Source organism: Nocardioides bruguierae (assembly GCF_023656415.1).
Taxonomy (GTDB): Bacteria; Actinomycetota; Actinomycetes; order Propionibacteriales; family Nocardioidaceae; genus Nocardioides; species Nocardioides bruguierae.
Map to the genome: position 1 here is coordinate 354,805 of NZ_JAMOIL010000001.1, position 22,507 is coordinate 377,311.

Sequence of the window (22,507 nt, forward strand, 5' to 3'; positions counted from 1 at the left end):
GCGACGCCCACCACGACACCCACGACGACACCACCCGCGACGTGCCGCCGCCGCGCTGCGTGGTTGACGCTCGATGTGACGCCGGTTACGTTCCGTTCTGAGACCTGACTCACCTGTCATGTTTGCCAACGGACGAGAGGGACCACGTCGATGAGGACGATCCTGCAGAAGGTGGCGGCGCCGACGCGCCGGGCCACCGCCCTGGCCGCCGCGGCCACGCTGGGCCTGGCGCTGAGCGCCTGCGCCCCCTCCAGCGACGGTGACGACTCGGCCGAGGGCTCCTCCGCCGTCGACGTCGCGGTCATCTACTCCGAGACCGGCCCGCTGGCCGCCTACGGCGCCGCCTACCGGGCGGGGCTCGAGGCCGGCCTCGACTACGCCACCGACGGCACCGGTGAGGTCGACGGCCAGGCCATCGAGCTCAGCTTCTCCGACGACGCCGGCGACTCCGCCAAGGCCGTCAGCCTGGCCAAGGACGCGATCGGCTCCGGCACCCAGATCGTCGTGGGCACCGTCTCCTCCGGCGTCGCGCTGCCCCTCGCCGAGCAGGCCGAGCAGAACAAGATCCTCTACATCTCGGGCCCGGCGGCCGCCGACGCGATCACCGGCATCAACGACTACACCTTCCGCTCCGGCCGCCAGACCTACCAGGACGTGGCCACGGCCGGCGCCCTGCTCGGGGACCCGAGCGGACAGAAGGTCGTCGTGTTCGGCCAGGACAACGCCTTCGGCCAGGGCAACGCCGCCGCGGTCGACGCGGTGCTCGGTGCCGCCGGTGCCGACGTGCAGAGCGTGCTCGTGCCCGAGGACGCCACCGAGTTCACGCCGTTCGCCCGCCGCATCCTCGACGCGAAGCCCGACCTGGTCTTCGTGGCCTGGGCCGGCGACACCACCGCCGCCATGTGGCAGAGCCTCTCCCAGCAGCAAGTCTTCGACGCCGCCCCGGTGACCACGGGCCTCGCCGACGTCGCCAGCTACAACGCCTACGGCGCGGCCAGCGACCAGATCACCTTCCTCAGCCACTACTTCGCCGACGGCCCCGACAACGAGGTCAACGACGCGATGGTCGCGAGCCTCGAGGAGGCCGGGGAGACCCCGGACCTGTTCTCGCCCGACGGCTTCGTGGCCGGCCAGATGATCGCCCACGCGGTCGCCGAGGGCGGGGGAGACGTGGACGCCATGGTCGCCGCGCTCGAGGGCTGGACCTTCGACGGGCCGAAGGGCGAGACCACGGTCCGCGCCGAGGACCACGCGCTGATCCAGCCGATGTACGCCGCCTCGCTCGTCGCCGACGGCGACGGCTGGACGCCCGAGCTGGTCGAGGAGATCGACGCCGACACCGTCGCCCCTCCGGTCGCGGGGGAGTGACGCAGGAGTGAGCACGACCGAGCCCGGCGCGACGCACGCGCACGCCCGGCCCACCGGCGGGGAGGACGTGGTCCTCTCCGCCACCGGCCTGGGCCTGCGCATCGGCGGCGCCACCATCATCGACGACGTCTCGCTGGCCGTGCCGCGCGGGGAGCTGCTGGGGGTGATCGGCCCCAACGGCGCCGGCAAGACCACCCTGTTCAACCTGCTCTCCGGCGTGGCCCGACCGACGGCCGGCCGGGTCCACCTGGCCGGACGCGACGTGACCTCGTCCTCGGTGGACGCCCGCGCCCGCGCCGGGCTCGGTCGCACCTTCCAGACCTCCAACCTCTTCGTGGGCCTCACGGTCCGGGAGAACGTCCGGCTGGCGGCCCAGGCCGCCCGGGGCGGAGCCGTCTCGCTGCTCCGCTTCCCCCGCCGCCAGGACGCGGCCACGGTCGACGCCCTGGCCAGGTTGGAGCAGGTGGGACTGGCCCACCACGCCGAGACGCTCGCCGGGGGACTGAGCCACGGCGACAAGCGCAAGCTGGAGATCGCCATGCTGCTGGCCGCCGGCCCGGAGGTCATCCTCCTGGACGAGCCGATGGCCGGTGTCGGGTCCGCCGACGTGCCCGGGCTCGTCGAGGTCATCCGCAGCCTGCAGCGCGAGCACGGCGCCACCGTCCTGCTCGTCGAGCACCACATGGACGTCGTGCTCGACCTCTCCGACCGGCTCGCCGTCATGCACCACGGCAGCCTGCTGGCCTGTGCGGACCCGGAGACCGTCATGGCCGACCCGACCGTCCAGAGCGCCTACCTGGGAGAGAGCGCATGAGCACCCGTCCCGTCCTCGTCGTCCGCGGCCTCACCGCGCGGATCGCCGGCCAGCAGGTGCTGGAGGACGTCTCGCTGGAGGTGCCCGCCCGCGGCGTCACCGCGCTGCTCGGGCGCAACGGCGTGGGCAAGACCTCCACCCTCAAGGCCCTCATGGGGCTGATCGAGCGCAGCGGCACCATCGAGCTCGACGGCGAGCCCGTCGACCGCCTGGCCACCCACAAGGTCGTCCAGCGCGGCGTCGGCTACGTCCCCGAGGACCGCGAGGTCTTCGGGTCCCTGACGGTCGCGGAGAACCTCAGGCTCGCGGAGCGCTCCGGCGGCCGCGGCGGACGGCACGGGGTGAGCCCCGAGCGGCGTGAGCTCGTGGGGGACCTGTTCCCCGACATCATCGACCGCTCCTCCCAGCGCGCCGGCACCCTCTCGGGCGGCCAGCAGCAGATGGTCGCCCTCGCCCGTGCGCTGCTGAACGAGAACCGTCTCCTGCTCGTCGACGAGCCGACCAAGGGGCTCTCGCCGCGCCTGGTCGGCGAGGTCACCGACGCGCTGGAGAAGGCCGCCCAGGTCGTCCCCGTGCTCCTGGTCGAGCAGAACCTCACCGTCGCCCGGCGCCTGGCCGGCGACGCCGTCGTCCTGGACGGCGGCAGGGTGGTGCACGCCGGCCCCGCCGCCGACCTGCTCGACGACGAGTCGCGCGTGGTCGCCCTCCTGGGCGTGGGCGGGGAGCCGGGCCAGAGCCAGTCCCAGCACCAGTCCCAGCACCAGTCCCAGGACCAGTCCCAGGACCAGAGCCAGCACCAGTCCCAGCAGCACGACACCGCGGAGGCCACCTCGTGAGCACCCTCGTCCTGCTCCTCGTCACCGGTGTCGGTCTCGGGGCGCTCTACTTCCTCGTCGCCTCCGGGCTCTCCCTCATCTACGGCCTCATGGGCGTGCTCAACTTCGCGCACGGCTCGTTCCTGACCCTCGGCGCGTACGCCGGGTGGGAGGTCTCGCGCCGGATGTCGGACGGCTCCTGGCTCTCGCTGGTGCTGTCGCTGGTCGTCGGCGCCGCGGTCGGCGCCCTGGTGGCGATCGCCACCGAGCTGCTGCTGATCCGCCGCCTCTACGAGCGGCACGTCGAGCAGGTGCTCGTGACGGTCGGCCTCGCGCTGGCCACCGTGGCCCTGTTCGACGGGATCTGGGGCACCGACGCGGTCTACGTCTCCGGGCCCGCCTGGCTCGACGAGACCTCCGGTGTCCTGGGGGCGCAGATCCCGCACGACCGCTTCCTGCTCATCGGCGTCGCGGTCGCCGTGCTCCTCGGCATCGTCGCCTTCCTCCGGTTCACCCGCTTCGGCCTGGTGATCCGCGCCGGCGTGGAGAACCGCTCCATGGTGACCGCGCTGGGCATCGACGTCCGCATGGCCTTCACGGTGGTCTTCGCCATCGGCGGCGCGGCCGCCGGCATCGGGGGAGTGCTCGCCTCGCAGTACTTCGGCTACGTCTCCCCGCAGCTGGGCGCGTCGCTGCTGATCTTCGCCTTCATCGTCACCGTCATCGGCGGCCTCGGCTCGCTGCTCGGTGCCGCGATCGCGTCGCTGGCCGTCGCGGTCCTCCAGCAGCTGGCCAACTTCTACGCCTCGGGCACCGGCGACCTCGTCGTCGTCCTGCTGCTCGCCGCCGTCCTGCTGGTCCGTCCCTCCGGCCTGATGGGAGCCCGCGCATGAGCACCAGCACCACTCCTCCCACGTCCCGCGAGGACGACCGCCCCGCGACCACCCGCGGGCAGCACGGCGACTCCCACCGCGCCGCCACCCCCGGCGGCGACGGCGCCTCGCGCACCCGTCGACGCCTCGTCGAGCCGGTGGCGGGCCTCGTCCTGCTGGTGGTGCTGGCGGTGCTGCCGCTGCTGAACCTCAGCATCCCGGGCGTGCTGCCGGGCGCGACCTACACGCCCGGCACCCTCCAGCTGCTGGCGCTGTGCCTGCTGTTCGCCTCGCTCGCGCTGACCTACCACGTGCTGTTCGGCATCACCGGCCTGCTCTCGTTCGGCCACGCCCTCTACCTCGCGGTGGGCGCCTACGGCCTGGGCATCGTGCTCGAGCGCACCGGGCTGGGCCTCCTGCCCGCCATGGTCGTGACCCTCGTGCTCGGCATCGCCGTGGCGACGCTCCTGGGCGCGGTCAGCCTGCGCGTCTCCGGCATCTCCTTCGCGATGGTCACCCTGGCCTTCGCCCAGGCCGGGTCGGTGCTGATCCGCCGCAACCCGTCGATCACCGGCGGCGAGGAGAGCCTCCCGCTCACCACCGACCACGTGCCGGCGGCGCTGGTCGGCGTGATCCACACCCGCAACCTGTACTGGGTCGCCCTGGCCCTGCTGGTGCTGGTGCTCGTGCTGGTCACCTGGTTCGAGCGCAGCCGCGCGGGCCACGTGGCGGCCGCCACCCGCGAGAACGAGCTGCGGGTCCGGGTGCTCGGGATGCGCCCGTACCCGGTGCAGCTGCTGGCCTTCGTCGTCGGCGCCGGCCTGGCCGTCGTGGTCGGCATGGTCTACCTGCTGCTCAACAGCGGCGTCACCCCGCGCGTGGCGTCGGCGGACTTCACCCTCACCATCCTGGTGGTCGTCGTGCTCGGCGGCCTGGGCTCGCGGTGGGGCGCGGTGGTGGGCGGCATCGTCTACACCCTGCTCGACCACCGGCTGACCGCCCTGGCCTCCTCCGACACCGTCGAGCAGCTGCCCGCGCTGCTGCGGGTGCCGCTCTCGGAGCCGCTGTTCCTGCTCGGCACGCTGTTCGTCCTGGTCGTCCTCTTCGTCCCCGGCGGCCTCGTCGGCCTCGGCACCCGCCTCGCCGACGGCGTGCGCGGACGACGGGGAAGCACCGCGGACGGGGCGGCGTGATCACCCCCGTGCGCGACCGGGACGGTCTGCACACCCTCGGCCGGTGGACCACCGACCGGGCCAAGGCGACCCCGGCCCGGCCCGCGATCGACGACCGTGGCGTGGTGCTGACCTACGCCGAGCTGGACGCGCGCGCCGGCCACCTCGCGGAGGCCCTGGTCGCCGCCGGGTACGCACCCGGTCAGCGGATCGCCACGCTCAGCGGCAACTCCGCCGACCAGGTGGTGCTCTTCTTCGCCTGCGCCAAGGCCGGGCTGGTGCTCGTGCCGCTGTCGTGGCGGCTGGCCCCGCCGGAGATCGCCGCACAGGTCGCCGACTGCGACCCGGCGGTGCTGGTGGTCGAGGACGAGTTCTCCTCGCTGGCTGCCGCCGCGCTCGAGGACCCGGCGGTGGCGGGCGCGATCGGCCTCGAGCCGACCGGGCTGCCCGTGGTGCGCTTCGGGCGGCAGGGGATCGAGCACGGGGTGCCCGCCCCGCGTCCCACGCTGGACGCACCGGACCCGGGCTCGCCCACCGCCGGGGGGCCGAGCGCCACGCCTCGTCCGCCCGTGGCCGACGACGACCCGCTGCTGATCATCTTCACCAGCGGCACGCAGAGCCGCGCCCGCGGCGCCGTGCTCACCCACGCCAACTGCTTCTGGACCAACCTCTCCCTCTCCCGCACCGCCGAGGTCACCAGCCGCGACGTGGTGCTGGCCGTGATGCCGCAGTTCCACGTGGGCGGCTGGAACATCCAGCCGCTGCTGGCCTGGTGGATGGGCGCGACGGTGGTGCTCGAGCGCACCTTCGACGCCGGCCGGGTGCTGCACCTGATCGAGGAGCGGCGGATCACCACCACGATGGGTGTGCCCGCCACCTACCTGATGCTCTCCCAGCACCCCGGCTTCGAGGCCGCGGACCTCTCCAGCCTGCGGCACGCGATCGTCGGGGGCGCCCCGATGCCGGAGCCGCTGCTGCGCACCTGGCACCGCCGTGGGGTGGCGCTGACCCAGGGCTACGGGCTCACGGAGGCGGCACCCAACGTGCTGTGCCTGCCGCCCGAGGAGGCCACCGCGCGGGTCGGCATGGCGGGCACGCCCTACCCGCACGTCGAGGTCGACCTGGTCGACCCGGTCACCGACGAGGTGCTCGTCGGGCCGGGGCGTGGCGAGCTGGTGGTGCGCGGCCCCAACGTGTTCGCCGGCTACTTCCGCCAGCCCGCGACCCGACCCGGCTGCCGGCACGGACTGCACACCGGCGACCTGGCCGAGCGGGACGCCGACGGCTACTACCGGATCGTCGACCGTCTCACCGACCTGTTCATCTCCGGCGGCGAGCAGGTCTCGCCCGCCGAGGTCGAGGCCGTGCTCCTGGCTCATGCCGGCGTCGCGGACGCCGCCGTCATCGGCGTCCCGTCGGCGCGGTGGGGCGAGGTCGGCGTGGCCTTCGTGGTGCTGCGCGACGGCGTGCCCACCGACGCCGAGGACCTCCTCGAGCACTGCCGCGGCCGGCTGGCCCGGTTCAAGGTCCCGTCCCAGGTGGAGGTCGTCACCCAGGTGCCGCGGACCTCCAGTGACAAGATCCTGCGGCGCGCGCTCGCCCAGGAGTGGCGGGAGCGGACCCCGACGCAGGAAGGCCCCCGATGAGCACGTCCTCCACCGGCAGCACCACCGGCACCACCACCGGGCGGCCCGCCACCACGCGCCGGGCGCCGAGCACCGAGCGCGGCACCGCGAAGCGCAAGGCGATCATCGACGCGGCCGAGCAGGTCTTCGCCGAGCTCGGCTACACCGACGCCTCGGTCTCCCGGATCACCGACCGCGCAGGCTGCGCCCAGGGCACCTTCTACCTCTACTTCGACTCCAAGCTCGCGGTGTTCGAGGAGCTCGTCGAGGACCTCAACCGCCGGGTGCGTCACGCCATGACCGAGGCGGCCGCCGGCGCCACGACGCGGATGGAGGGGGAGCGGGCCGGATTCCGGGCGTTCTTCGCCTTCACCGCCGAGCACCCCGCCCTCTACCGGGTGGTGCGGGAGGCCGAGTTCGTCTCCCCGCGCGCCCTGCGCCAGCACTACACCCGCATCGTCGAGGGCTACGTCGCCAACCTGACGAAGGCACGCGCCGACGGGGACGTCGGGGACATCGACCCGACCGTCGCCGCGTGGTGCCTCATGGGCATCGGCGAGATGATCGGCATGCGCTGGGTCCTCTGGGGCTCCGACGAGCCCGACCCCGACCTGCCCGACCAGCCCGTCACGCCCGCCGCCGTCCCGGACCACGTCCTCGACGAGGTGATGGCCCTGGTCGAGCGCGCCCTCGACGCGCGCCCCCGCGCCACGGACGCGGCACCCACCGACCACGCCTCCATCCACCAGGCCCCCACCCACCAGGCCCCCACCCACCAGGCCCCCACCCACCAGGCCCCCACCCACCAGGCACCCACCCCAGAGAAGGAGCCACCAGCATGAGCACCGACCTGACCGGCCGTACCGCGGTCGTCACCGGAGCGGCCTCCGGCATCGGCCGCGCCGTCGCCGAGACGTTCGCCCGGGCCGGCGCGGACGTGATCTGTGCCGACGTCGACGGCGACCGGGCCCAGGCCGTCGCCGAGGACGTCGGCGGCAAGGCCTGGACCGTCGACCTCTCCGACCTCGACGCCCTGGCCGAGCTGAGCCTCGACGCCGACGTGCTGGTCAACAACGCCGGCATCCAGACCGTCGCCCCGATCCACGAGTTCGACCCCGCCCGGTTCCGGCTCATCGTCGACCTCATGCTCAACGCGCCGTTCCTGCTGACCCGCGCGGTGCTGCCCGGCATGTACGAGCGCGGCTTCGGCCGGATCGTGAACATCTCCAGCGTGCACGGCCTGCGCGCCTCGGCCTACAAGTCCGCCTACGTCTCGGCCAAGCACGGCCTCGAGGGCCTGAGCAAGGTCACCGCCCTCGAGGGCGGCCCGCACGGCGTCACCAGCAACTGCCTCAACCCCGCCTACGTGCGCACGCCGCTGGTGGAGAAGCAGATCGCCGACCAGGCGCGTCAGCACGGGATCGAGGAGTCCGAGGTGGTCGAGAAGATCATGCTCACCGAGTCGGCCGTGAAGCGACTGATCGAGCCGAGCGAGGTCGCCGACCTCGCCCTGTGGCTCTGCTCGCCCGCGGCCGCGATGGTCACCGGCGCCTCGTACACGATGGACGGCGGGTGGACCGCGTCATGAGCCAGCTGCTCGACGGCCAGGCCGACAGCGGCCTCGCCGCCCCCCGTCCGTTCCGCGTCCCCGTCGCCGGCGGCGAGCTCGCCGGTGGCGAGTGGGGGCCCAGCGCGCAGGAGGCGCCGGAGGCTCCCGTGGTGCTGGCCGTGCATGGCATCACCGCCAGCCACCGCTGCTGGCCGCTGCTGCCGCCGCTGCTGCCGGGCGTCCGCGTCATCGCCCCCGACCTGCGGGGGCGTGGGCGCTCCGGCGGCCTGCCCGACCCCTACGGCCTCGCCTCGCACGCCGCCGACATGGTCGCGCTGCTGGACGCCCTGGGCGTGGCGCAGGCGCACGTCGTGGGGCACTCCATGGGCGGGTTCGTCTCCGTCGCGCTCGCCGGCACCGCCGCGTCCCGCGTCTCCTCGCTGACGCTGGTGGACGGCGGCCTGCCGCTCGCCCTGCCCGACGGCGTCGCCGCCCCCGGTGCCGACGCGACGCCGGAGGACGTGCTCGGCCCCGCCGCGGCACGCCTGTCGATGACGTTCCCCGACCGCGAGGCCTACCGCGACTTCTGGCGCGCGCACCCGGCGTTCGGCGACTGGACCCCGGTGGTCGAGGGCTACGTGGACTACGACCTGGAGGGCACCGAGCCGCACCTGCGCACCTCCACCAACGGCACCGCCGTCGCCACCGACGGCGCCCAGCTGTTCGGCGGGGAGACCTACGACGCCTGGCTGGCGTCGATCGCGGTGCCCACCACCTTCCTGCGCGCCCCGCGCGGGCTGCTCGACGAGCCCCGGTCCCTCTACGCCCCCGGCTACGCCGAGACGTTCTCCGACCGCGTCGCCGCCGCTCACGGCGGCTTGCGCGTGGTCGAGGTCGAGGACGTCAACCACTACACGATCGTGATGGCCGAGGACGGCGCCCGCCGCGTCGCGGAGGAGGTGCTCCCGGCCGTCCGGTCGCGCTGAGACACAGCGCGACCACCTTGGAGGAACCATGCACATCTCGGGACAGTCATCTCCACCACGCACCACCGGGCCCACCACCGGGCCCACCCGCAGCCGGGCACGACGGGCCGTCGTGCCCGCCGGGCTCCTGGCCGCGGTCCTCACCGCCGTCCTGGCCGCGACGCTGGCCGCCGGCGTCGTCGGACTCGTCGGCCCCGCCCGGCAGCCCGCCGCGGCCGCGGGCAGCTGGACGCAGGAGACCGTCGCCGGCCTCGGCGTCCGGCTCTACACCCCCACCACGGCGCCGGCCCTCGACGGGCACCGCGCACTGATGGTCACCCTGCACGGCTGCGTGCAGACCAACGCCGACCTCGCCACGGGCGGGAACTGGCAGGCCACGGCCGACGCCTACGGGATGGTCGTGGCCGCCCCGGCCGCGCCGGACGGCGGCGTGCTCCTCGGCTGCTGGGACTACTACGACACCCAGCACTCGCGCAGCGCGCCGGGCCGCCACGACGACGACCTCCTCGCGCTGGTCGACGCCCTGCTGGCACGGCCCGACCTCGACATCGACCCCGACCAAGTCTACCTCTCCGGGCTCTCCTCCGGGGGCGGGGAGACGATGGTGATGGGCTGCCTCGCCCCCGACGTCTTCGCCGGCATCGGCATCGACGCCGGCCCCACGGTCGGCACCACCTCGGGCCAGATCTCCTACGTCGCGACCACGCAGGCCCAGGCCACCTCGACCTGCACCGGGTTCGCCGGCAGCCACACCGACGCGTTCGACACCCAGCTCACCTCGGTCGTGCACGGCTCGGACGACACCACCGTCGCGCCCGGCTACAACCGGCTCAACGCCGAGGTGATGGCCGGCATCTACGGCGCCACCGACGCCAGCGCGCTCGACACCTCGACGCTGACGGGTGCCAACCCGGCCGGCAGCGGCACCGTCTGGTCGGACGAGGCGGGCCCCCGCGTCTCGCTGTTCACCAACACCGGGGTCGCTCACGCGTGGCCCGCCGGCGCCGGCCCGGGCGCGAGCTACGTGGACCCCGACAGCGTCGACTACCCGGCGTACGTGACCGGGTTCTTCTTCGGCAACAACCGACGCACGGACACCACGCTGGGTCAGACTCCCGACCCGACGCCGACGGCCTCGCCGACGCCGACCACCGAGCCGACCAGCACGCCGACCAGCACTGCGACGGCCACGCCGACCACGCCGGCGTCCTGCTGGACGACGACGAACGCCGAGCACGAGGCGGCGGGCCGCGCGGTGTCCTACGGCAACGACCCCTACAACCCGTTCTACGCGCTCGGGTCGCAGGACTACCTGGGGCAGGGCGACGCGACGGTCACGTCGCTGGAGCTGACCTCGGCCGGCCGGTACGACCTCGTGACCGCCTGCTGAGCACGGCGGCGCCGGCCCGACTCAGAGGGAGGGGGCCGGCGCCGCCGCGGGGCAGGGGCCTGGTGGCCCCGGTGGCGACTCCAGGAGGGTGGTCGTCGCCGGGGCGGCTCGGGGGAGCGGCCTCAGGCCGCGCGCGCCGGGACGAGGACGGCCGGGCAGCCGCACGCGTCGTCGCACGGCAGGTAGACGTGCATCTCGTGCCCGCACTTGGTGCAGGGGCGGTCGTGCGACAGGTGCTGCTCGTTGGTCTGAACGGTGTCCCACATGACGGTGTCCTCGGTGGCGCTGGTGGCGGTGCGTCGGGTCTGGCGCTTGAGGAGCCGATCGGTCCCGGCTCCGAGCGGTGAAGCCATTCGGCCGACCTTGACCGAGAGTTGTCCGGACTGCAGCGGTTCCCTGGCGGCCGCTGCCGGTCGGCTCGACCCGGCCACCTAGGCTGGCGCCCGTGTCCGCCGAGCAGCCCGCCCTGAACGTCCTCCGCGTCGGCGAGACCGGCGAGGACGTCGTCCTCCTGCACGGCCTCTTCGGGCAGGGCCGCAACTTCACCCAGGTCGCCAAGGCGCTTGCCCCCGAGCTGCGCTCGACGATGGTCGACCTGCCCAACCACGGCCGCTCGCCCTGGACGCAGACCCTCGACTACGTCGACCTGGCCGACACGGTGGCCTCCTGGCTGCGCGCCGACCTCGCCGAGCGCGGCGTCACGCGCACCCACCTCGTCGGGCACTCCATGGGCGGCAAGGTGGCCATGGTGCTGGCGACGAGGCACCCCGACCTGGTGGACCGTCTCGTGGTCGTCGACATCTCGCCGGCCGACTCCGACGGCAGCTCCGAGTTCGCCCACCTGCTCGACAGCCTCTCCGGTCTCGACCTGGACGCCCTCGGGAGCCGGGGCGAGGCGGACGAGGCGCTGAGCGGGGCGATCCGGGACCCGCGGGTGCGCGGCTTCCTGCTGCAGAACCTGCGCAGCCGCGACGGTGGTTTCGTCTGGCAGGCCAACCTGCGGCTGCTGCGGGAGAACCTGGACGTCATCGGCGGCTTCCCCGACCTCGAGCCCGCGTTCGAGGGGCCAGTGCTGTGGATGGCCGGCGAGCACTCGGACTACGTGCGCCCCGAGCACGCCGAGGAGATGCGGCGGCTGTTCCCGCGCACCACCACGGTGACGGTCAAGGGCGCCGGCCACTGGGTGCACTCGGAGCAGCCGGAGACGTTCGTGTCGGTCCTGCGGCACTTCCTGCTGACCGACTGAGGACTCCGGTCCCGCCGGGCGATCCGGCTCAGGCGGCCTCGGCGTCCGCGTAGACCTGGAGGCGGTGGATGACCGCGTCGATCCAGGCGCCGACGTTGCGGCGCGCCTCGGGGGTGTCGGGGTAGCGGACCCGCAGGTGGACCCCGCCGTCCTCGACGATGAACCACAGCATGACGCCGTCGGTGCGGATCGCGGCGGAGACGTACTGCCCCTCCGGGCCCGGGTCGACACCGACGGGCAGCCGGCGCAGGTCCAGCCAGGACAGCGCGAACATGCCCGGGGTGTTCGGCATGCCGCCCCAGGGGGAGAGCACGTCGGCCAGCGCCACGGAGCCCAGGTTCACGGTCTCGCGGACGGCGGCGGCCGCGGTGTCGAGGTCGGGCGAGGGGCAGTCGAGGACCGCGTTGGTGATGAACCAGCCGACGCTGGAGTGCCAGCGGTCGTCGTAGCGGCTGTGGACGGGGAAGACGGCTCGCAGCGGCTGCCCGGCCAGCTCCTGGGTGACGACGGCCATCTCGGAGACGACCAGCGGCAGCATCCGGGTGCCCCGGTCGGCGGCGCGCTGGGTCAGGCGGCCCAGCTGGGCGGCGTCGAGCACGTCCCAGACCTCGACCCGCTCCGACGGAACGGGCTGCAGCGGGCCCAGCGGCAGCGGGAAGACGGGCATCTCGCCGCCCCCGGCCTCCATGATCTCGTGCCAGCGGGCCCGGACCTCGTCCGGCGCCGGGCCGCGCTCGGCCAGCTCGGTGGTGTGCTCGGCGAAGTCCTGCGGCTTGGGCAGGCCGGCGCCGGGGGAGTCCACGCCCGCGCGCAGGTCGTCGAGGCAGGCGAGCAGGTCGCGGACGAGCACCAGCAGCGACCACATGTCCAGGTGGCTGTGGTCGGCGGCGATGACGACCGCGGGCTCGCTGCCGTCGTCCGGCTCGACGTGGACGAGGCGGTAGGAGGGCCGGTTGAAGGGGCGGCACTCGGAGTCGAGGACGCCGCGGAGCACGTCGCGCAGCTGGAGCCCGGCCGGGACCTCGTGCTCGGTCCAGGTGCCGGCGGAGACCGGGACGCGGTGCAGGGACAGGCCGCCCGCCTCGTCCGCGGTGAAGACGGTGCGCAGGGTGCCGTGCCGCTCCACGACGTGGAGCCAGGCGGCCGCGAGGGCCTCCCGGGTCTCGTGGCGCGGCAGGCGGAAGGAGATGCCCATCCACGACCCCGGCCGGTCGCCGGCACCCACGTGCCGACCCTGGTCGAAGGAGATGGGGAGCGAGGAGGCAGGGGGGCCTGCGAGGACGCCGTAGCTGCTCAGTCGCCCGTCGGGGAGGAGCATCTGGGCGACATTGGTCAGCCGCATGGACGTACTCTAGGGGTCACACGTGAACAACCCCGGTCAGGAGGCTCCACCCCGTGCCGTCGCTCCCCGTTCCAGGCGCAGTGATCGACTACGACGTGTCGGTGGTCACCCCCGAGGGAGGCGCCCCGGGGTCCTCGCCGGCCCCGGAGCCGGTCGGGGAGTCACATGCTGGACGTGATGCTGACCACGTCCGACCCGTCGTGCAGCTGCACGGGCTGACCTCGAGCCGGGCCCGCGACGTCGTCCTCGGGATGAACGTCTCGCGCGGCCTCGCCGCCCGCCCGGACGGGGCGGCCACCCGCGTCCTGCGCTACGACGCCCGGGCCCACGGCCGGTCCACCGGCGGGCACGACCTGACCCGCTACCGGTGGTCGAGCCTCGCCGACGACCTGCTGAACCTGCTCGACCACGTCTACCCGGGCTGGCAGGTGCACGGCGTCGGCCCGTCGATGGGCACCGGGACGCTGCTGCACGCCGCCTCGCGACTGCCCGACCGGTTCGGCACGCTGACGCTGATGGTGCCGCCGACGGCCTGGGAGACCCGTCGCGCCAAGGCCGAGGCCTACGAGAAGCAGGCCAGGATCGTGGAGGAGCGCGGCATCGAGGGTCTCGTGGAGGCCGGACGCGTCGCGCCGGTGCCGCCTGCCGCGGCCCACCACCCCGACACGCTGCCGGACGTCTCCGTCGAGCTGCTGCCGACGCTGCTGCGCGGTGCCGCCCGTGCGGACTTCCCCTCGCCCGAGCAGGTCGCCTCCATCCAGCACCCGACCCTGATCCTCGCCTGGACCGGGGACCCCACGCACCCGCTCTCGACCGCGGAGAAGCTGCACGACCTCATCCCGGACTCGCGGCTCGTCGTCGCCGAGACGCCCGAGGACATCGAGCAGTGGCCGGCCCTGTTCGCCGAGCACGTCGCCGCCCACCCCATCCCGGACGCCTGGCGCGCCCCCGGCACCGGCGCCCACATGCTCGCCGGCGCCCAGCCCGGGCCCCTCGCGGACCGCGGTGCCCCCGCCGCCCCTGCCGGTGGCCCCTCGGCCGACGCCGCCGACGCCGCCGACCTGGCCGGCTGAGGTTCCCGCCTCGCTCCGTCACGTCACGTCTGGTCACCAACCCGGTGCTCCGAGGCCGTGAGGACGGCGTTGGTGACCGAACGAGAAGCGCCCCGGACGACGTGAGTCGTGCGGGGCGCTGGTGCGTGCGTGCCGGGGTCAGCGACCGGGGCGCGTCCAGGTGTCGACGTGCCACGGCACGAAGTTGGCGAGGAAGCGGTCGATCTGCCGGGCGGTGCCGATGAAGTGAAGCATGAGGGGTCCTCCTGGTGACGTCGTTGTCATTGGCTAACAACTCAATGGTGCATGACCCGACCGGGCGCACCCAACTCCTCGTGGACGTGAGGTCACGCACATCCTGACGATGCCGTTTCGCCTGGTGAGGCAGGCATTCGTGGGGTGTCCCGCGCCACCCCTGTGCCGCGCGGCAGGGCGGGCTCGCGACGCCGGGGGAGACGACCTGGGGACCCCGGCGCCCGAGGACTGGTCCGCGCCTCGCGCGGCCTACCGCATCGAGGGGAAATGGCCGGGCGTGGCACCACCGGCCCGCGGCCTCTCGCCACGATCGCGTCATGTCGATCTTCACCGCCGTGGTCATCGCCGCGCCGGCCGTCAGCCCGGTCTCGGGGCTGCTCGCCGCCGTCGCGACGACGCCGGCGCGCCTGGTCGACCCGGCCGGCGACGGGACCGGCTGGGGGAGGGGCGCCGGGGCGGTCGCCGCCGTCCTCGGCCTGGCGCTCCTGGCCTACTGCGTGCTGGCGTGCCGGTCCCGGGTGGTGCGCACCGAGGCGTTGCGCGCCGGGCTGCACCACGACGAGGCGCAGGCGCTCGCGGCCATGACGCTGACAGGGATGGCGTCCGTCGAGGTCGCCGGAGCGCTGCACGAGCAGGTCCGCAGCACCCAGGCACGGCGACGGGCTCGGCTGGACGCCCTGCGCACCCGCGGCCGCATCACCACCGACCACCGCAGCGCCTGCTCGGACCTGCTCGCCGCCGTCCCTGCCTGAGCCCGAGCGCGGCCCGTCGGGCTCGGGTTTGGTCACCAACCCGAGGTCCGGGGCCGCCGGAGACCGGGTTGGTGACCAAACGTGAGCCAGTCGGACGCCGCGAACCTCCGCCGCACACCGCCCTGCGGAGGTCTGCAGACTCCTGATCTAGCCTGCGGGCGTGGACGAGCAGCGCAGCCGCAGACGGCCGGACGTGACCGAGGTCGAGCGGGTCGGGGGCACCGAGCAGCGCGAGCTGTTCCTGGTCGAGCACGACCCGGCCTGGGCCGGGGAGTTCGCCCGGCACCACGCCCGCATCGCCGCGGCGCTGGGGCAGACGGCGGTGCGCATCGAGCACATCGGCTCCACCTCGGTGCCGGGGCTGGCAGCGAAGCCGATCATCGACGTCCTCGTGACGGTCCACGACATCACGGCCGAGGAGGACTACCTCCAGCCCCTCGTGGACGCCGGCTACCCGCTGCGCATCCGCGAGCCCGGCCACCGGCTGGTGCGCACCCCGGAGCGCGACGTCCACGTCCACGTCTACGAGGACGACGCCCAGGCCTGCGTCGACTACCTGCTGCTGCGCGACCGCCTGCGCACCGATCGCGCCGACCGGGAGCTGTACGAGACCACCAAGCGCGGCCTCGTCACCCGCACCTGGTCGAGCATGGACGCCTACGCCGACGCCAAGACCGAGGTCATCGAGGCGATCAAGGCCCGCGCGCGGGAAACTCGCTAGCCCTCCGCCCACCGCGCTGGCACCGTGCCGTGCGTGAGCAGCAGCGAGGTGTGGGACGAGGCGACGGCCGCCCGTTACGACGGGGACGCCGCGGAGATGTTCGCACCGCACGTGCTCGGCCCGACGCTGGACCGGCTGGAGGAGCTGGCCGACGGCGGCCCCGTGCTCGAGCTGGCCATCGGCACGGGGCGGATCGGTCTCGCCCTGGCCCAGCGCGGGCTCGAGGTGGCAGGCATCGAGCTGTCCGAGCCCATGGTGGCGCGACTGCGCGCCAAGCCCGGCGGTGCCGCGCTGCCGGTGACGGTCGGTGACATGGCGAGCACGCGGGTCGCGGGCGAGTTCTCCCTCGTCGTCCTGGTGTGGAACACCCTCTCGAACCTGCGGACGCAGGAGGAGCAGGTGGCCTGCTTCGCCAACGCCGCCCGGCACCTGCGGCCGGGAGGTCGGTTCGTGGTCGAGCAGTGGGTGCCGCCGATCCAGCGCCTGCTGCCGGGGGAGCGGGTCGTGCCGATGAGCCTGGACGAGAGCCACCTCGTCTTCGACGCCTACGACGTCGTCTCCCAGCAGTGCACGTCCCACCACTACCACCACGACACCGACGGCACCGTGCGGCACGCCACCGGGACCTTCCGCTACGCGTGGCCCAGCGAGTGCGACCTCATGGCCCGGCTCGCCGGGCTGTCGCTGGAGCACCGCTGGGCCGACTGGTCCCGCACGCCGTTCACCGCGGAGAGCACCGACCACGTCTCCGTGTGGCGCACCGCGCTCTGATTCCCGCCCTGGCTCTCACCCTGCGATCGCCGCCGGAGGCGGGGGTGTCCCGCCGACTAGCGTTGCTGCGTGGACCTGGCACGACGCATCGCAGACCGGGGGAGCGAGCTGCTCCTCTTCGCCCTCACCCCACCCCGGACCACGACGAGCACGGAGCGGGCGCAGGAGATCGCGGACGTCACCCGCGAGCGGTTGGGCCCGCTCGGCCTGGACGGTCTCGTGCTCTACGACATCGACGACGAGAGCGACCGGAACCCGCAGGAGCGGCCGTTCCCGTTCCTGCCGACCATGGACCCGGGCAGCTTCCGCAGCGAGCACCTCGATGCGTGGGACCTGCCGGTGGTCGTCTACCGCGCGGTCGGCAAGTACGAGCGCGACGACCTGCGGTCCTGGCTGGAGACGCAGGACGCGGCCGGCGTCCTCACCGTGTTCGTGGGTGCGTCCTCACGCGAGAAGCAGACCCCCGTCTCGCTGCCGGAGGCGCAGGCGCTGCGGGCGGAGGTCCGGCCGGACCTCGGGCTCGGCGGGGTGGCGATCCCGGAGCGTCACACGCGTCGCGGGGACGAGCACGACCGGCTGATCGCCAAGCAGCGGGCCGGGTGCTCGTTCTTCGTCAGCCAGGTGGTCTACGACGTCAACGCCGCGAAGAACCTGGTCTCGGACTACCACTACGCGTGTGCGGAGCAGGGCCTGGAGCCGGTGCCGATCATCTTCACCTTCTCGGTCTGCGGGTCGCTCAAGACGCTGGAGTTCCTCGGCTGGCTCGGGGTCGACGTGCCGCGCTGGATGCAGAACGACCTGCGCAACGCCCTGGACACCCTCGAGGCCTCCTACCAGCACGCCCTCGGCGCCGCCCGCGAGCTCATCGGCTTCTGCCGTCACCTGGGCATGCCGTTCGGGGTCAACGTGGAGAGCGTGTCGATCCGCAAGGCCGAGATCGAGGCGTCCGTCGAGCTGGCCCGGGAGATCGCCGGCGAGCTGCGTCGCTGACGCTCAGGCGCCGGTGAGGGCTCTGGCGGCCGACTCCCACGACGGCGCGGCGCCGGACCCGACGACCCGCAGCGGCTCCGTGGGCGTCGCCCCCGCGATCACGTTCCCCGAGACGACCTGACCCGGCCGATGGCGACCGCCAGAAGTGCGGTGAGCGCCAGCAGGACCACGAAGAGCAGTGCCACGTCCGCGAGGAAGTATCCGACCGAGGCGCTTGTCGGGTTCTCCCATGGCGACATCAGCCCGCGGCTGCTGAGAACACTGGGGTCGTAGCCGGTCTGATCCTGGTGAAGCCAGGGCATCGGCAGGCCGAGGTCGATGCTGGCCATGTCGGACTCGCGGACGACGTCGTCGTCGTCGAGGAGCGGGCTCGTCAGCGTGAGGAGCACCGCTGCGCCGACCACCAGCAGCACCAGGCGGATCCACCGGGTGCCTGTCGAGCGGGCGTCGGGCTTCGTCACGGGCGGCATCGTGCCAGCCGCGGCACGAGAGGCAGCGCTCCGGGGTCCCCGGGTCAGACCCTGGGAGGGCCCCACAGGCAGGTCAGCCGGGTTCTCGCACACATCCGTCACGCCTCGCTGCCGAGCTCAGGCGCCGGTGAGGGCTCTGGCGGCCGACTCCCACGACGGCGCGGCGCCGGGGCGCACCATCGCCCACGTCACCCAGGGCACGAGGACGTCCCACCAGGCCGCCTCGAGGTCCGAGAGCGGCCGCACCTGCTCGTAGCCGGCGCGGAAGGTCGCCTGGACGCCGGGGGAGACCGGTGCCCAGTCGCGGTACCGGGTGCCTAGCAGCACCGCAGCGCGCGCCAGCTCGGCCACCGGCTGGTCGAGCCGGGTCTCCTCCAGGTCCAGGAACGCTGCCACCTCACCGTCGCGCACCAGCACGTTGGCAGCCCGGACGTCGCCGTGCACCTGCTGCGCGGCGAGCCCGCCCGCGGGCAACCGGTCGATCCGCGTCGTCAGGTGGTCCGCCGCCGCTGCGGGCAGCCAGGCCCGGGCCGGCTCGAGCCAGCCGCGGACCCGGTCGGGCAGCGGCGTGGGCGCCTCGTCGGCGGGAGTGCGGAGGTCGGCGGGGGAGTCGGCCAGCGCGAGGTGCAGTCGCGCGAGGGTAGCTCCGACAGCGCTGACCTGGGCAGGGTCGTCGACGTCGAGGAGGTCGCCGGCGACGACCTTCTGGAGGCCGACCGAGCAGGGTCGGCCATCAGGCAGGTGGGACTCGACCTGACGGTCGCCGCTGTCGGTGGACCGTGCCGACGAGACCGGGACGCCGCGCTCCGCGAGCCACGCGGTGAGTCGGGAGGCGCGCTGCAGCCGAGCGAACAGCGCCGGGTCGACGGACCACTTGAGCAGGCGCTGCCCCTGAGCGGTCCCGAGCCAGGCCAGGCCGTTGGACCAGCTGAGCACAAGCCGCTCGCACCGCACGTCCTCCAGCGGCCAGCGAGCGGCGGCCATGCACGCGGCCCAGTCGGCTGCCTCGTCCGCGCCGTCGAGGCCGTGCCGCTTGCGCAGCACGGCCTGCGGGTCGGCGTCCTCCCAGAGCATCTCCAGCGTCGGCGTCACGGGACCGAACCCTGCCAGGGACTCGTGCGGCGTCAGTACGAGTGTCAGTACGAGTAGTCGGCGGCCGGGAGCGCGCGGGGACGGCCGCGCAGCGCACTGGCGGCGATCACGCCGCCGATCGCCCCGAACAGGTGGCCCTGCCAGGAGATCCCGGGCTGGCCGGGCAGGACGCCGAGCAGCGTGCCGCCGAGGAGGACCGCCAGCACGACGCCGAGCACCACCTGCGCGATGCTGCGGGCGTAGAACCCTCGGGCGATCAGGTACGTGAGCCAGCCGAAGACCAGCGAGGAGGCGCCGAGGTGGACGGTGCCCGGCGCGGCGATCAGCCACGTGCCGACGCCGGCGACGACCCAGATGATCCCGGTCGCGGCGAGTCCTCGGGCGACGCCACCGACGAGGGTCAGCAGCATGAGGGGGGCCAGCAGCATCGTGTTGCCCATGAGGTGGGCGAACCCGGCGTGCAGCATCGGCGCCCACAGGATGCCGTCGAGGCCACTGACGGTGCGGGGGACGACGCCGTCGTCGTCGAGGTAGAGCGGGGTGGCCTGGTCGATGGTCTCGAGCACCCACAGCAGCGCGGTGAACCCCAGCGTGAGCACACCCGCGGTGCGCCACTGCGGCCCCCACGTGCTCCGACCGTCCCAGCGCCAGCCGTTGCTCATCGAGGCGTCTCCTCCCGGTGGACCGCTGCCGCGCGGTCGCTGGGCTCCCATGCTGCCCGGCCGTGCCGACGCTCACATACACAGTCGTGGCGTTGCGAGGACGCCGGGTCGGTAGCCGTCTAGCCTGCGCACGTGGATTCGGACCTGATGTTCTCGGTGTCGTGATGTTGTTGATGACGTGGGACGTGCTCGCCTTCGGAGCGCTCGAGGCGGTGGTGGCCCTGCTGGTGACCGTGGGATCAGCCCTGCTGCTGCGACGCAGCCGGTTGGCGATCGTCGCGGTCCTCGGCGGAGTCGTGTGGACGCTGTCGGCGTCCGCGCTGACGCTGTTCTGGGTCGCCGGTACCGGGAGCGAACGCCTCACGACGCTGTTCTGGGACCACGGGTACCAGCTCGACCGCGTCCGCCTGGTCGCTCTGCTCGTGACGGTCGTGAGCCTGCTGGCGATCGCCCTGAGGTCGCCGCGCCGCTGAGCGGGCCGGCCAGGGTCAGACGGTTCGGGTCAGACGGTTCGGGTCAGACGGTTCGGGTCCGCCTGAGGGCGTCGAGGACCATCCAGGCCACGCCCAGCGCGACCAGCGCCAGGCCCAGCATCCGCACTCCGAGCTCGGGCCCCGAGACCAGGAGGACGGCGCCGGCTCCTGTGTAGCTCCAGACGAGCAGCAGTCCGAGAAGTCGTAGCACCCGCTATGTATAGCGGGCGGCACCGTGCTGCGGGGCCGGACGCCTGCAGTCGCCGTGCGTGATGCCGACGACAGCCTGGGTCAGATCGGTCCGACCTCATGTCAATGTGCCGATAAGTGACATTATGTCAGTTACTAGTCTGCGTATTGCATCGGATGAATCAATCGCGGGCGACTGACCCACTGCCCCGCTGGCCGAACCGAACCCAGCTCTGACCAGCGGAAACGCAGCGCCGAACGTCGTCGCAACAGCGTCAAACCGTGCGTGGCGGCGGAACGATCAGGCGTCGCGCGGCCACCGCGACACGCCGTTGACCTGCGCAAACACAGATGGCGACTCATCGGATGCATCATGGAATCACTGGATGAAACCAGATTCTGGGGAGGATTCGATGCAGGTTGATGGGTCCGGACGCGTCCGGATGGTCGAGTCGGTGCCGGTCCTCCGGCCCGACGAGCAGGTGCTCCAGAAGATGCTCGAGGGCTGGCGGAATCAGCAGTTGTCACGCAACCTGCAGTTCGCGACCATCGACCAGCGGCTCCGGATGGTGGAGCGCTTCATCAGCCACGTCAACGAAGACCCGTGGAACTGGACGCCCGCGCTCGTCGAGGAGTTCTCGGCGGACCTACGCACCCAGAAGCACGTTGCCCACTCGACGCTGCGCGGCTACCACTCCGCGTTGCGTGCCTTCACCAGCTACATCAGCAATCCGGACTACGGGTTCGACGTCGTGTGCGAGCGGTTCTTCGGCACCCACCCGGCGCAGGTGTTCTACGACTGGAATACCGCTCCTCACGTCCAGGAGTACGACGGACGCCCAAAGAAACGTCCGTACACCCGTGAGGAGATCAGTCAACTCTTCGACCACGCCGACGACGAGGTTGAACGGATCGGCAAGTCGGGCCGCAAGGGCTGGCAGGCCGCATACCGGGACGCGGTTATGATGAAGATCGCGTACGGCTACGGGCTGCGGTTCAACGAGTTGAGGCACCTACAAACGGTCGACTTCGCCCGCAACCCACACGCCCGAGAGTTCGGCGCGTTCGGCGTCTGCAAGGTCCGCTACGGCAAGGCGAAGCGGTCCTCGCCGCACAAGCCGCGGAGCGTTCTCACTGTCTGGCGGTGGACGCCCGGCATCATCGAGGATTGGCTCGCCAACGGCCGCGGTGATCCGGGCACCCTGGACCTCTTCCCCAGCGAACGCGGCGGACTGGTCGTCGAGTCGACTCTGATCCGACGGGTCCGGCGCTACTGCGAGGAGCTGGGATTCTCCAATGGGCTCGATCTCCACTCGTTCCGTCGTTCGTACGCCACTCACCTGCTCGAAGCTGGATGGGACCCGCGGTTCGTGCAGGACCAGATGGGCCATGAGCACGGGGCGACAACCGGCATCTATCACTTCGTGTCCGACGAGTTCAGGCGCTCCACGCTCAGGGCCGCGCTGGACCGTACGGTGAAGGAAGCCATGGCCCGCAAGACCGAGGACGGAACATCATGAAGCGCAAGGTCGACTACACGTGGCGCCTGGCCGAGCTAATGGCCGCCCGGGGCCTGCACAACACCACGGATCTCATTCCCCTGCTGGCCGAGCGCGACATCAATCTGTCTCGACCGCAGGTGTACCGGCTGGTGAACCAGCGGCCGGAGCGCGTCTCCCTGATGTTGATCGCGGCGCTGTGCGACATCTTCGAGTGTAAGTCGACGGACCTGTTCACGACGACGGCGACGGATGTACGCGTACGCAAGACGGGCACCGCTTCCCCGCCGAACGTCGTCTCGCTCGACCGCAGCGTGCGGCCGCGGCGCGCAAACATCCTCGACGAGTAGCGCCAGGAGCATCGATGGATCCGAAGCCGACGGGCCTCTCCCCTCGCTCGAC

Annotated in this window: 25 protein-coding genes; 19 read left to right on the plus strand and 6 right to left on the minus strand. The window is 72.8% G+C overall.

Annotation, left to right across the window (positions count from 1 at the left end; all coding sequences use genetic code 11):
- Nucleotides 1–150 precede the first annotated feature (150 nt).
- From M8330_RS01730 to M8330_RS01775, 10 genes are read left to right on the plus strand one after another with little or no spacing between them, the layout of a single operon-like run.
- Nucleotides 151–1,368 carry a substrate-binding domain-containing protein gene (locus M8330_RS01730; protein ID WP_250825921.1) on the plus strand — a complete coding sequence of 406 codons (1,218 nt, stop codon included), beginning with the start codon at nucleotides 151–153 and terminating at the stop codon, nucleotides 1,366–1,368.
- 7 nt (nucleotides 1,369–1,375) lie between these two features.
- Complete coding sequence (locus tag M8330_RS01735; protein WP_250825922.1) at nucleotides 1,376–2,182, plus strand: ABC transporter ATP-binding protein; 807 nt, start codon at nucleotides 1,376–1,378, stop codon at nucleotides 2,180–2,182.
- Nucleotides 2,179–3,018 carry an ABC transporter ATP-binding protein gene (locus M8330_RS01740; RefSeq protein WP_250825923.1) on the plus strand — a complete coding sequence of 280 codons (840 nt, stop codon included), beginning with the start codon at nucleotides 2,179–2,181 and terminating at the stop codon, nucleotides 3,016–3,018. The genes M8330_RS01735 and M8330_RS01740 overlap by 4 nt, the downstream gene beginning before the upstream one ends.
- Nucleotides 3,015–3,890, plus strand: coding sequence for a branched-chain amino acid ABC transporter permease (locus tag M8330_RS01745; RefSeq protein WP_250054502.1), 876 nt, complete (start codon nucleotides 3,015–3,017; stop codon nucleotides 3,888–3,890). The genes M8330_RS01740 and M8330_RS01745 overlap by 4 nt, the downstream gene beginning before the upstream one ends.
- Entirely contained in the window at nucleotides 3,887–5,062 is a 1,176-nt protein-coding gene (locus M8330_RS01750; protein ID WP_250825924.1) for a branched-chain amino acid ABC transporter permease, read from the plus strand. The genes M8330_RS01745 and M8330_RS01750 overlap by 4 nt, the downstream gene beginning before the upstream one ends.
- A complete protein-coding gene (locus M8330_RS01755; protein ID WP_250825925.1) occupies nucleotides 5,059–6,687 on the plus strand; it encodes an AMP-binding protein in 1,629 nt (542 codons plus the stop codon). Before M8330_RS01750 ends, M8330_RS01755 begins: the two co-directional genes overlap by 4 nt.
- Nucleotides 6,684–7,508, plus strand: a complete 825-nt coding sequence (locus tag M8330_RS01760) for a TetR family transcriptional regulator (RefSeq protein ID WP_250825926.1) — start codon at nucleotides 6,684–6,686, stop codon at nucleotides 7,506–7,508. Before M8330_RS01755 ends, M8330_RS01760 begins: the two co-directional genes overlap by 4 nt.
- On the plus strand, nucleotides 7,505–8,254 hold the full coding sequence (locus M8330_RS01765; RefSeq protein ID WP_250054509.1) for a 3-hydroxybutyrate dehydrogenase: 750 nt from the start codon (nucleotides 7,505–7,507) through the stop codon (nucleotides 8,252–8,254). The genes M8330_RS01760 and M8330_RS01765 overlap by 4 nt, the downstream gene beginning before the upstream one ends.
- Nucleotides 8,251–9,201, plus strand: a complete 951-nt coding sequence (locus tag M8330_RS01770) for an alpha/beta fold hydrolase (RefSeq protein ID WP_250825927.1) — start codon at nucleotides 8,251–8,253, stop codon at nucleotides 9,199–9,201. The genes M8330_RS01765 and M8330_RS01770 overlap by 4 nt, the downstream gene beginning before the upstream one ends.
- 28 nt (nucleotides 9,202–9,229) lie before the next feature.
- On the plus strand, nucleotides 9,230–10,591 hold the full coding sequence (locus M8330_RS01775) for an extracellular catalytic domain type 1 short-chain-length polyhydroxyalkanoate depolymerase (protein ID WP_250825928.1): 1,362 nt from the start codon (nucleotides 9,230–9,232) through the stop codon (nucleotides 10,589–10,591).
- 122 nt (nucleotides 10,592–10,713) lie between these two features.
- Here M8330_RS01775 and M8330_RS01780 read toward each other — a convergent pair whose 3' ends face one another.
- Nucleotides 10,714–10,944: a hypothetical protein gene (locus M8330_RS01780; RefSeq protein ID WP_250825929.1), complete on the minus strand. Its 231-nt coding sequence runs from the start codon at nucleotides 10,942–10,944 to the stop codon at nucleotides 10,714–10,716.
- Nucleotides 10,945–11,036: 92 nt separating this feature from the next.
- On the opposite strand from M8330_RS01780, the gene M8330_RS01785 reads away from it, so the two are divergent.
- Complete coding sequence (locus M8330_RS01785) at nucleotides 11,037–11,837, plus strand: alpha/beta fold hydrolase (RefSeq protein ID WP_250825930.1); 801 nt, start codon at nucleotides 11,037–11,039, stop codon at nucleotides 11,835–11,837.
- A 28-nt stretch (nucleotides 11,838–11,865) separates the two neighbouring features.
- On the opposite strand, the gene M8330_RS01790 is transcribed toward M8330_RS01785, so the two are convergent.
- Entirely contained in the window at nucleotides 11,866–13,179 is a 1,314-nt protein-coding gene (locus M8330_RS01790) for a condensation domain-containing protein (RefSeq protein WP_250825931.1), read from the minus strand.
- Nucleotides 13,180–13,379: 200 nt separating this feature from the next.
- Between M8330_RS01790 and M8330_RS21745 the strand changes: the two genes are divergently transcribed.
- From M8330_RS21745 to M8330_RS01815, 5 genes are all read left to right on the plus strand, one after another.
- Entirely contained in the window at nucleotides 13,380–14,252 is an 873-nt protein-coding gene (locus tag M8330_RS21745; RefSeq protein ID WP_308196218.1) for an alpha/beta fold hydrolase, read from the plus strand.
- 551 nt (nucleotides 14,253–14,803) lie between these two features.
- Complete coding sequence (locus M8330_RS01800) at nucleotides 14,804–15,238, plus strand: hypothetical protein (protein WP_250054517.1); 435 nt, start codon at nucleotides 14,804–14,806, stop codon at nucleotides 15,236–15,238.
- Nucleotides 15,239–15,398: 160 nt separating this feature from the next.
- The gene (locus M8330_RS01805; protein WP_250054519.1) at nucleotides 15,399–15,959 is read left to right on the plus strand and encodes a GrpB family protein; all 561 of its coding nucleotides are present in this window, start codon (nucleotides 15,399–15,401) and stop codon (nucleotides 15,957–15,959) included.
- 33 nt (nucleotides 15,960–15,992) lie between these two features.
- Nucleotides 15,993–16,730: a class I SAM-dependent DNA methyltransferase gene (locus M8330_RS01810; protein ID WP_250054520.1), complete on the plus strand. Its 738-nt coding sequence runs from the start codon at nucleotides 15,993–15,995 to the stop codon at nucleotides 16,728–16,730.
- 69 nt (nucleotides 16,731–16,799) lie between these two features.
- Nucleotides 16,800–17,720, plus strand: a complete 921-nt coding sequence (locus tag M8330_RS01815) for a methylenetetrahydrofolate reductase (protein WP_250825932.1) — start codon at nucleotides 16,800–16,802, stop codon at nucleotides 17,718–17,720.
- A gap of 98 nt (nucleotides 17,721–17,818) precedes the next feature.
- Here M8330_RS01815 and M8330_RS01820 read toward each other — a convergent pair whose 3' ends face one another.
- From M8330_RS01820 to M8330_RS01830, 3 genes are all read right to left on the minus strand, one after another.
- The gene (locus M8330_RS01820; protein WP_250825933.1) at nucleotides 17,819–18,181 is read right to left on the minus strand and encodes a hypothetical protein; all 363 of its coding nucleotides are present in this window, start codon (nucleotides 18,179–18,181) and stop codon (nucleotides 17,819–17,821) included.
- Between the two features lie 126 nt (nucleotides 18,182–18,307).
- A complete protein-coding gene (locus M8330_RS01825; RefSeq protein ID WP_250825934.1) occupies nucleotides 18,308–19,282 on the minus strand; it encodes a phosphotransferase enzyme family protein in 975 nt (324 codons plus the stop codon).
- A 44-nt stretch (nucleotides 19,283–19,326) separates the two neighbouring features.
- Complete coding sequence (locus tag M8330_RS01830; protein WP_250825935.1) at nucleotides 19,327–19,944, minus strand: rhomboid family intramembrane serine protease; 618 nt, start codon at nucleotides 19,942–19,944, stop codon at nucleotides 19,327–19,329.
- Between the two features lie 164 nt (nucleotides 19,945–20,108).
- On the opposite strand from M8330_RS01830, the gene M8330_RS01835 reads away from it, so the two are divergent.
- On the plus strand, nucleotides 20,109–20,417 hold the full coding sequence (locus M8330_RS01835) for a hypothetical protein (RefSeq protein ID WP_250825936.1): 309 nt from the start codon (nucleotides 20,109–20,111) through the stop codon (nucleotides 20,415–20,417).
- A 43-nt stretch (nucleotides 20,418–20,460) separates the two neighbouring features.
- On the opposite strand, the gene M8330_RS01840 is transcribed toward M8330_RS01835, so the two are convergent.
- The gene (locus M8330_RS01840; protein WP_250825937.1) at nucleotides 20,461–20,628 is read right to left on the minus strand and encodes a hypothetical protein; all 168 of its coding nucleotides are present in this window, start codon (nucleotides 20,626–20,628) and stop codon (nucleotides 20,461–20,463) included.
- A gap of 421 nt (nucleotides 20,629–21,049) precedes the next feature.
- Here M8330_RS01840 and M8330_RS01845 point away from each other — a divergent pair, with 421 nt between their 5' ends.
- Both M8330_RS01845 and M8330_RS01850 read left to right on the plus strand, forming a co-directional pair.
- Nucleotides 21,050–22,126 carry a tyrosine-type recombinase/integrase gene (locus tag M8330_RS01845; RefSeq protein WP_250825938.1) on the plus strand — a complete coding sequence of 359 codons (1,077 nt, stop codon included), beginning with the start codon at nucleotides 21,050–21,052 and terminating at the stop codon, nucleotides 22,124–22,126.
- Nucleotides 22,123–22,455, plus strand: coding sequence for a helix-turn-helix domain-containing protein (locus M8330_RS01850; RefSeq protein ID WP_250825939.1), 333 nt, complete (start codon nucleotides 22,123–22,125; stop codon nucleotides 22,453–22,455). The genes M8330_RS01845 and M8330_RS01850 overlap by 4 nt, the downstream gene beginning before the upstream one ends.
- Nucleotides 22,456–22,507 lie beyond the last annotated feature (52 nt).

What these genes read in the sequence shown, in the direction of transcription:
- M8330_RS01730 (WP_250825921.1), top strand. Translation starts at nt 151, where the DNA reads ATGAGGACGATCCTGCAGAAGGTGGCGGCGCCGACGCGCCGGGCCACC.
- M8330_RS01740 (WP_250825923.1), top strand. Translation starts at nt 2,179, where the DNA reads ATGAGCACCCGTCCCGTCCTCGTCGTCCGCGGCCTCACCGCGCGGATC.
- M8330_RS01750 (WP_250825924.1), top strand. Translation starts at nt 3,887, where the DNA reads ATGAGCACCAGCACCACTCCTCCCACGTCCCGCGAGGACGACCGCCCC.
- M8330_RS01760 (WP_250825926.1), top strand. Translation starts at nt 6,684, where the DNA reads ATGAGCACGTCCTCCACCGGCAGCACCACCGGCACCACCACCGGGCGG.
- M8330_RS01765 (WP_250054509.1), top strand. Translation starts at nt 7,505, where the DNA reads ATGAGCACCGACCTGACCGGCCGTACCGCGGTCGTCACCGGAGCGGCC.
- M8330_RS01770 (WP_250825927.1), top strand. Translation starts at nt 8,251, where the DNA reads ATGAGCCAGCTGCTCGACGGCCAGGCCGACAGCGGCCTCGCCGCCCCC.
- M8330_RS01775 (WP_250825928.1), top strand. Translation starts at nt 9,230, where the DNA reads ATGCACATCTCGGGACAGTCATCTCCACCACGCACCACCGGGCCCACC.
- M8330_RS01780 (WP_250825929.1), bottom strand. Translation starts at nt 10,944, where the DNA reads ATGGCTTCACCGCTCGGAGCCGGGACCGATCGGCTCCTCAAGCGCCAG.
- M8330_RS01790 (WP_250825931.1), bottom strand. Translation starts at nt 13,179, where the DNA reads ATGCGGCTGACCAATGTCGCCCAGATGCTCCTCCCCGACGGGCGACTG.
- M8330_RS01800 (WP_250054517.1), top strand. Translation starts at nt 14,804, where the DNA reads ATGTCGATCTTCACCGCCGTGGTCATCGCCGCGCCGGCCGTCAGCCCG.
- M8330_RS01830 (WP_250825935.1), bottom strand. Translation starts at nt 19,944, where the DNA reads ATGAGCAACGGCTGGCGCTGGGACGGTCGGAGCACGTGGGGGCCGCAG.
- M8330_RS01835 (WP_250825936.1), top strand. Translation starts at nt 20,109, where the DNA reads ATGTTGTTGATGACGTGGGACGTGCTCGCCTTCGGAGCGCTCGAGGCG.
- M8330_RS01845 (WP_250825938.1), top strand. Translation starts at nt 21,050, where the DNA reads ATGGTCGAGTCGGTGCCGGTCCTCCGGCCCGACGAGCAGGTGCTCCAG.
- M8330_RS01850 (WP_250825939.1), top strand. Translation starts at nt 22,123, where the DNA reads ATGAAGCGCAAGGTCGACTACACGTGGCGCCTGGCCGAGCTAATGGCC.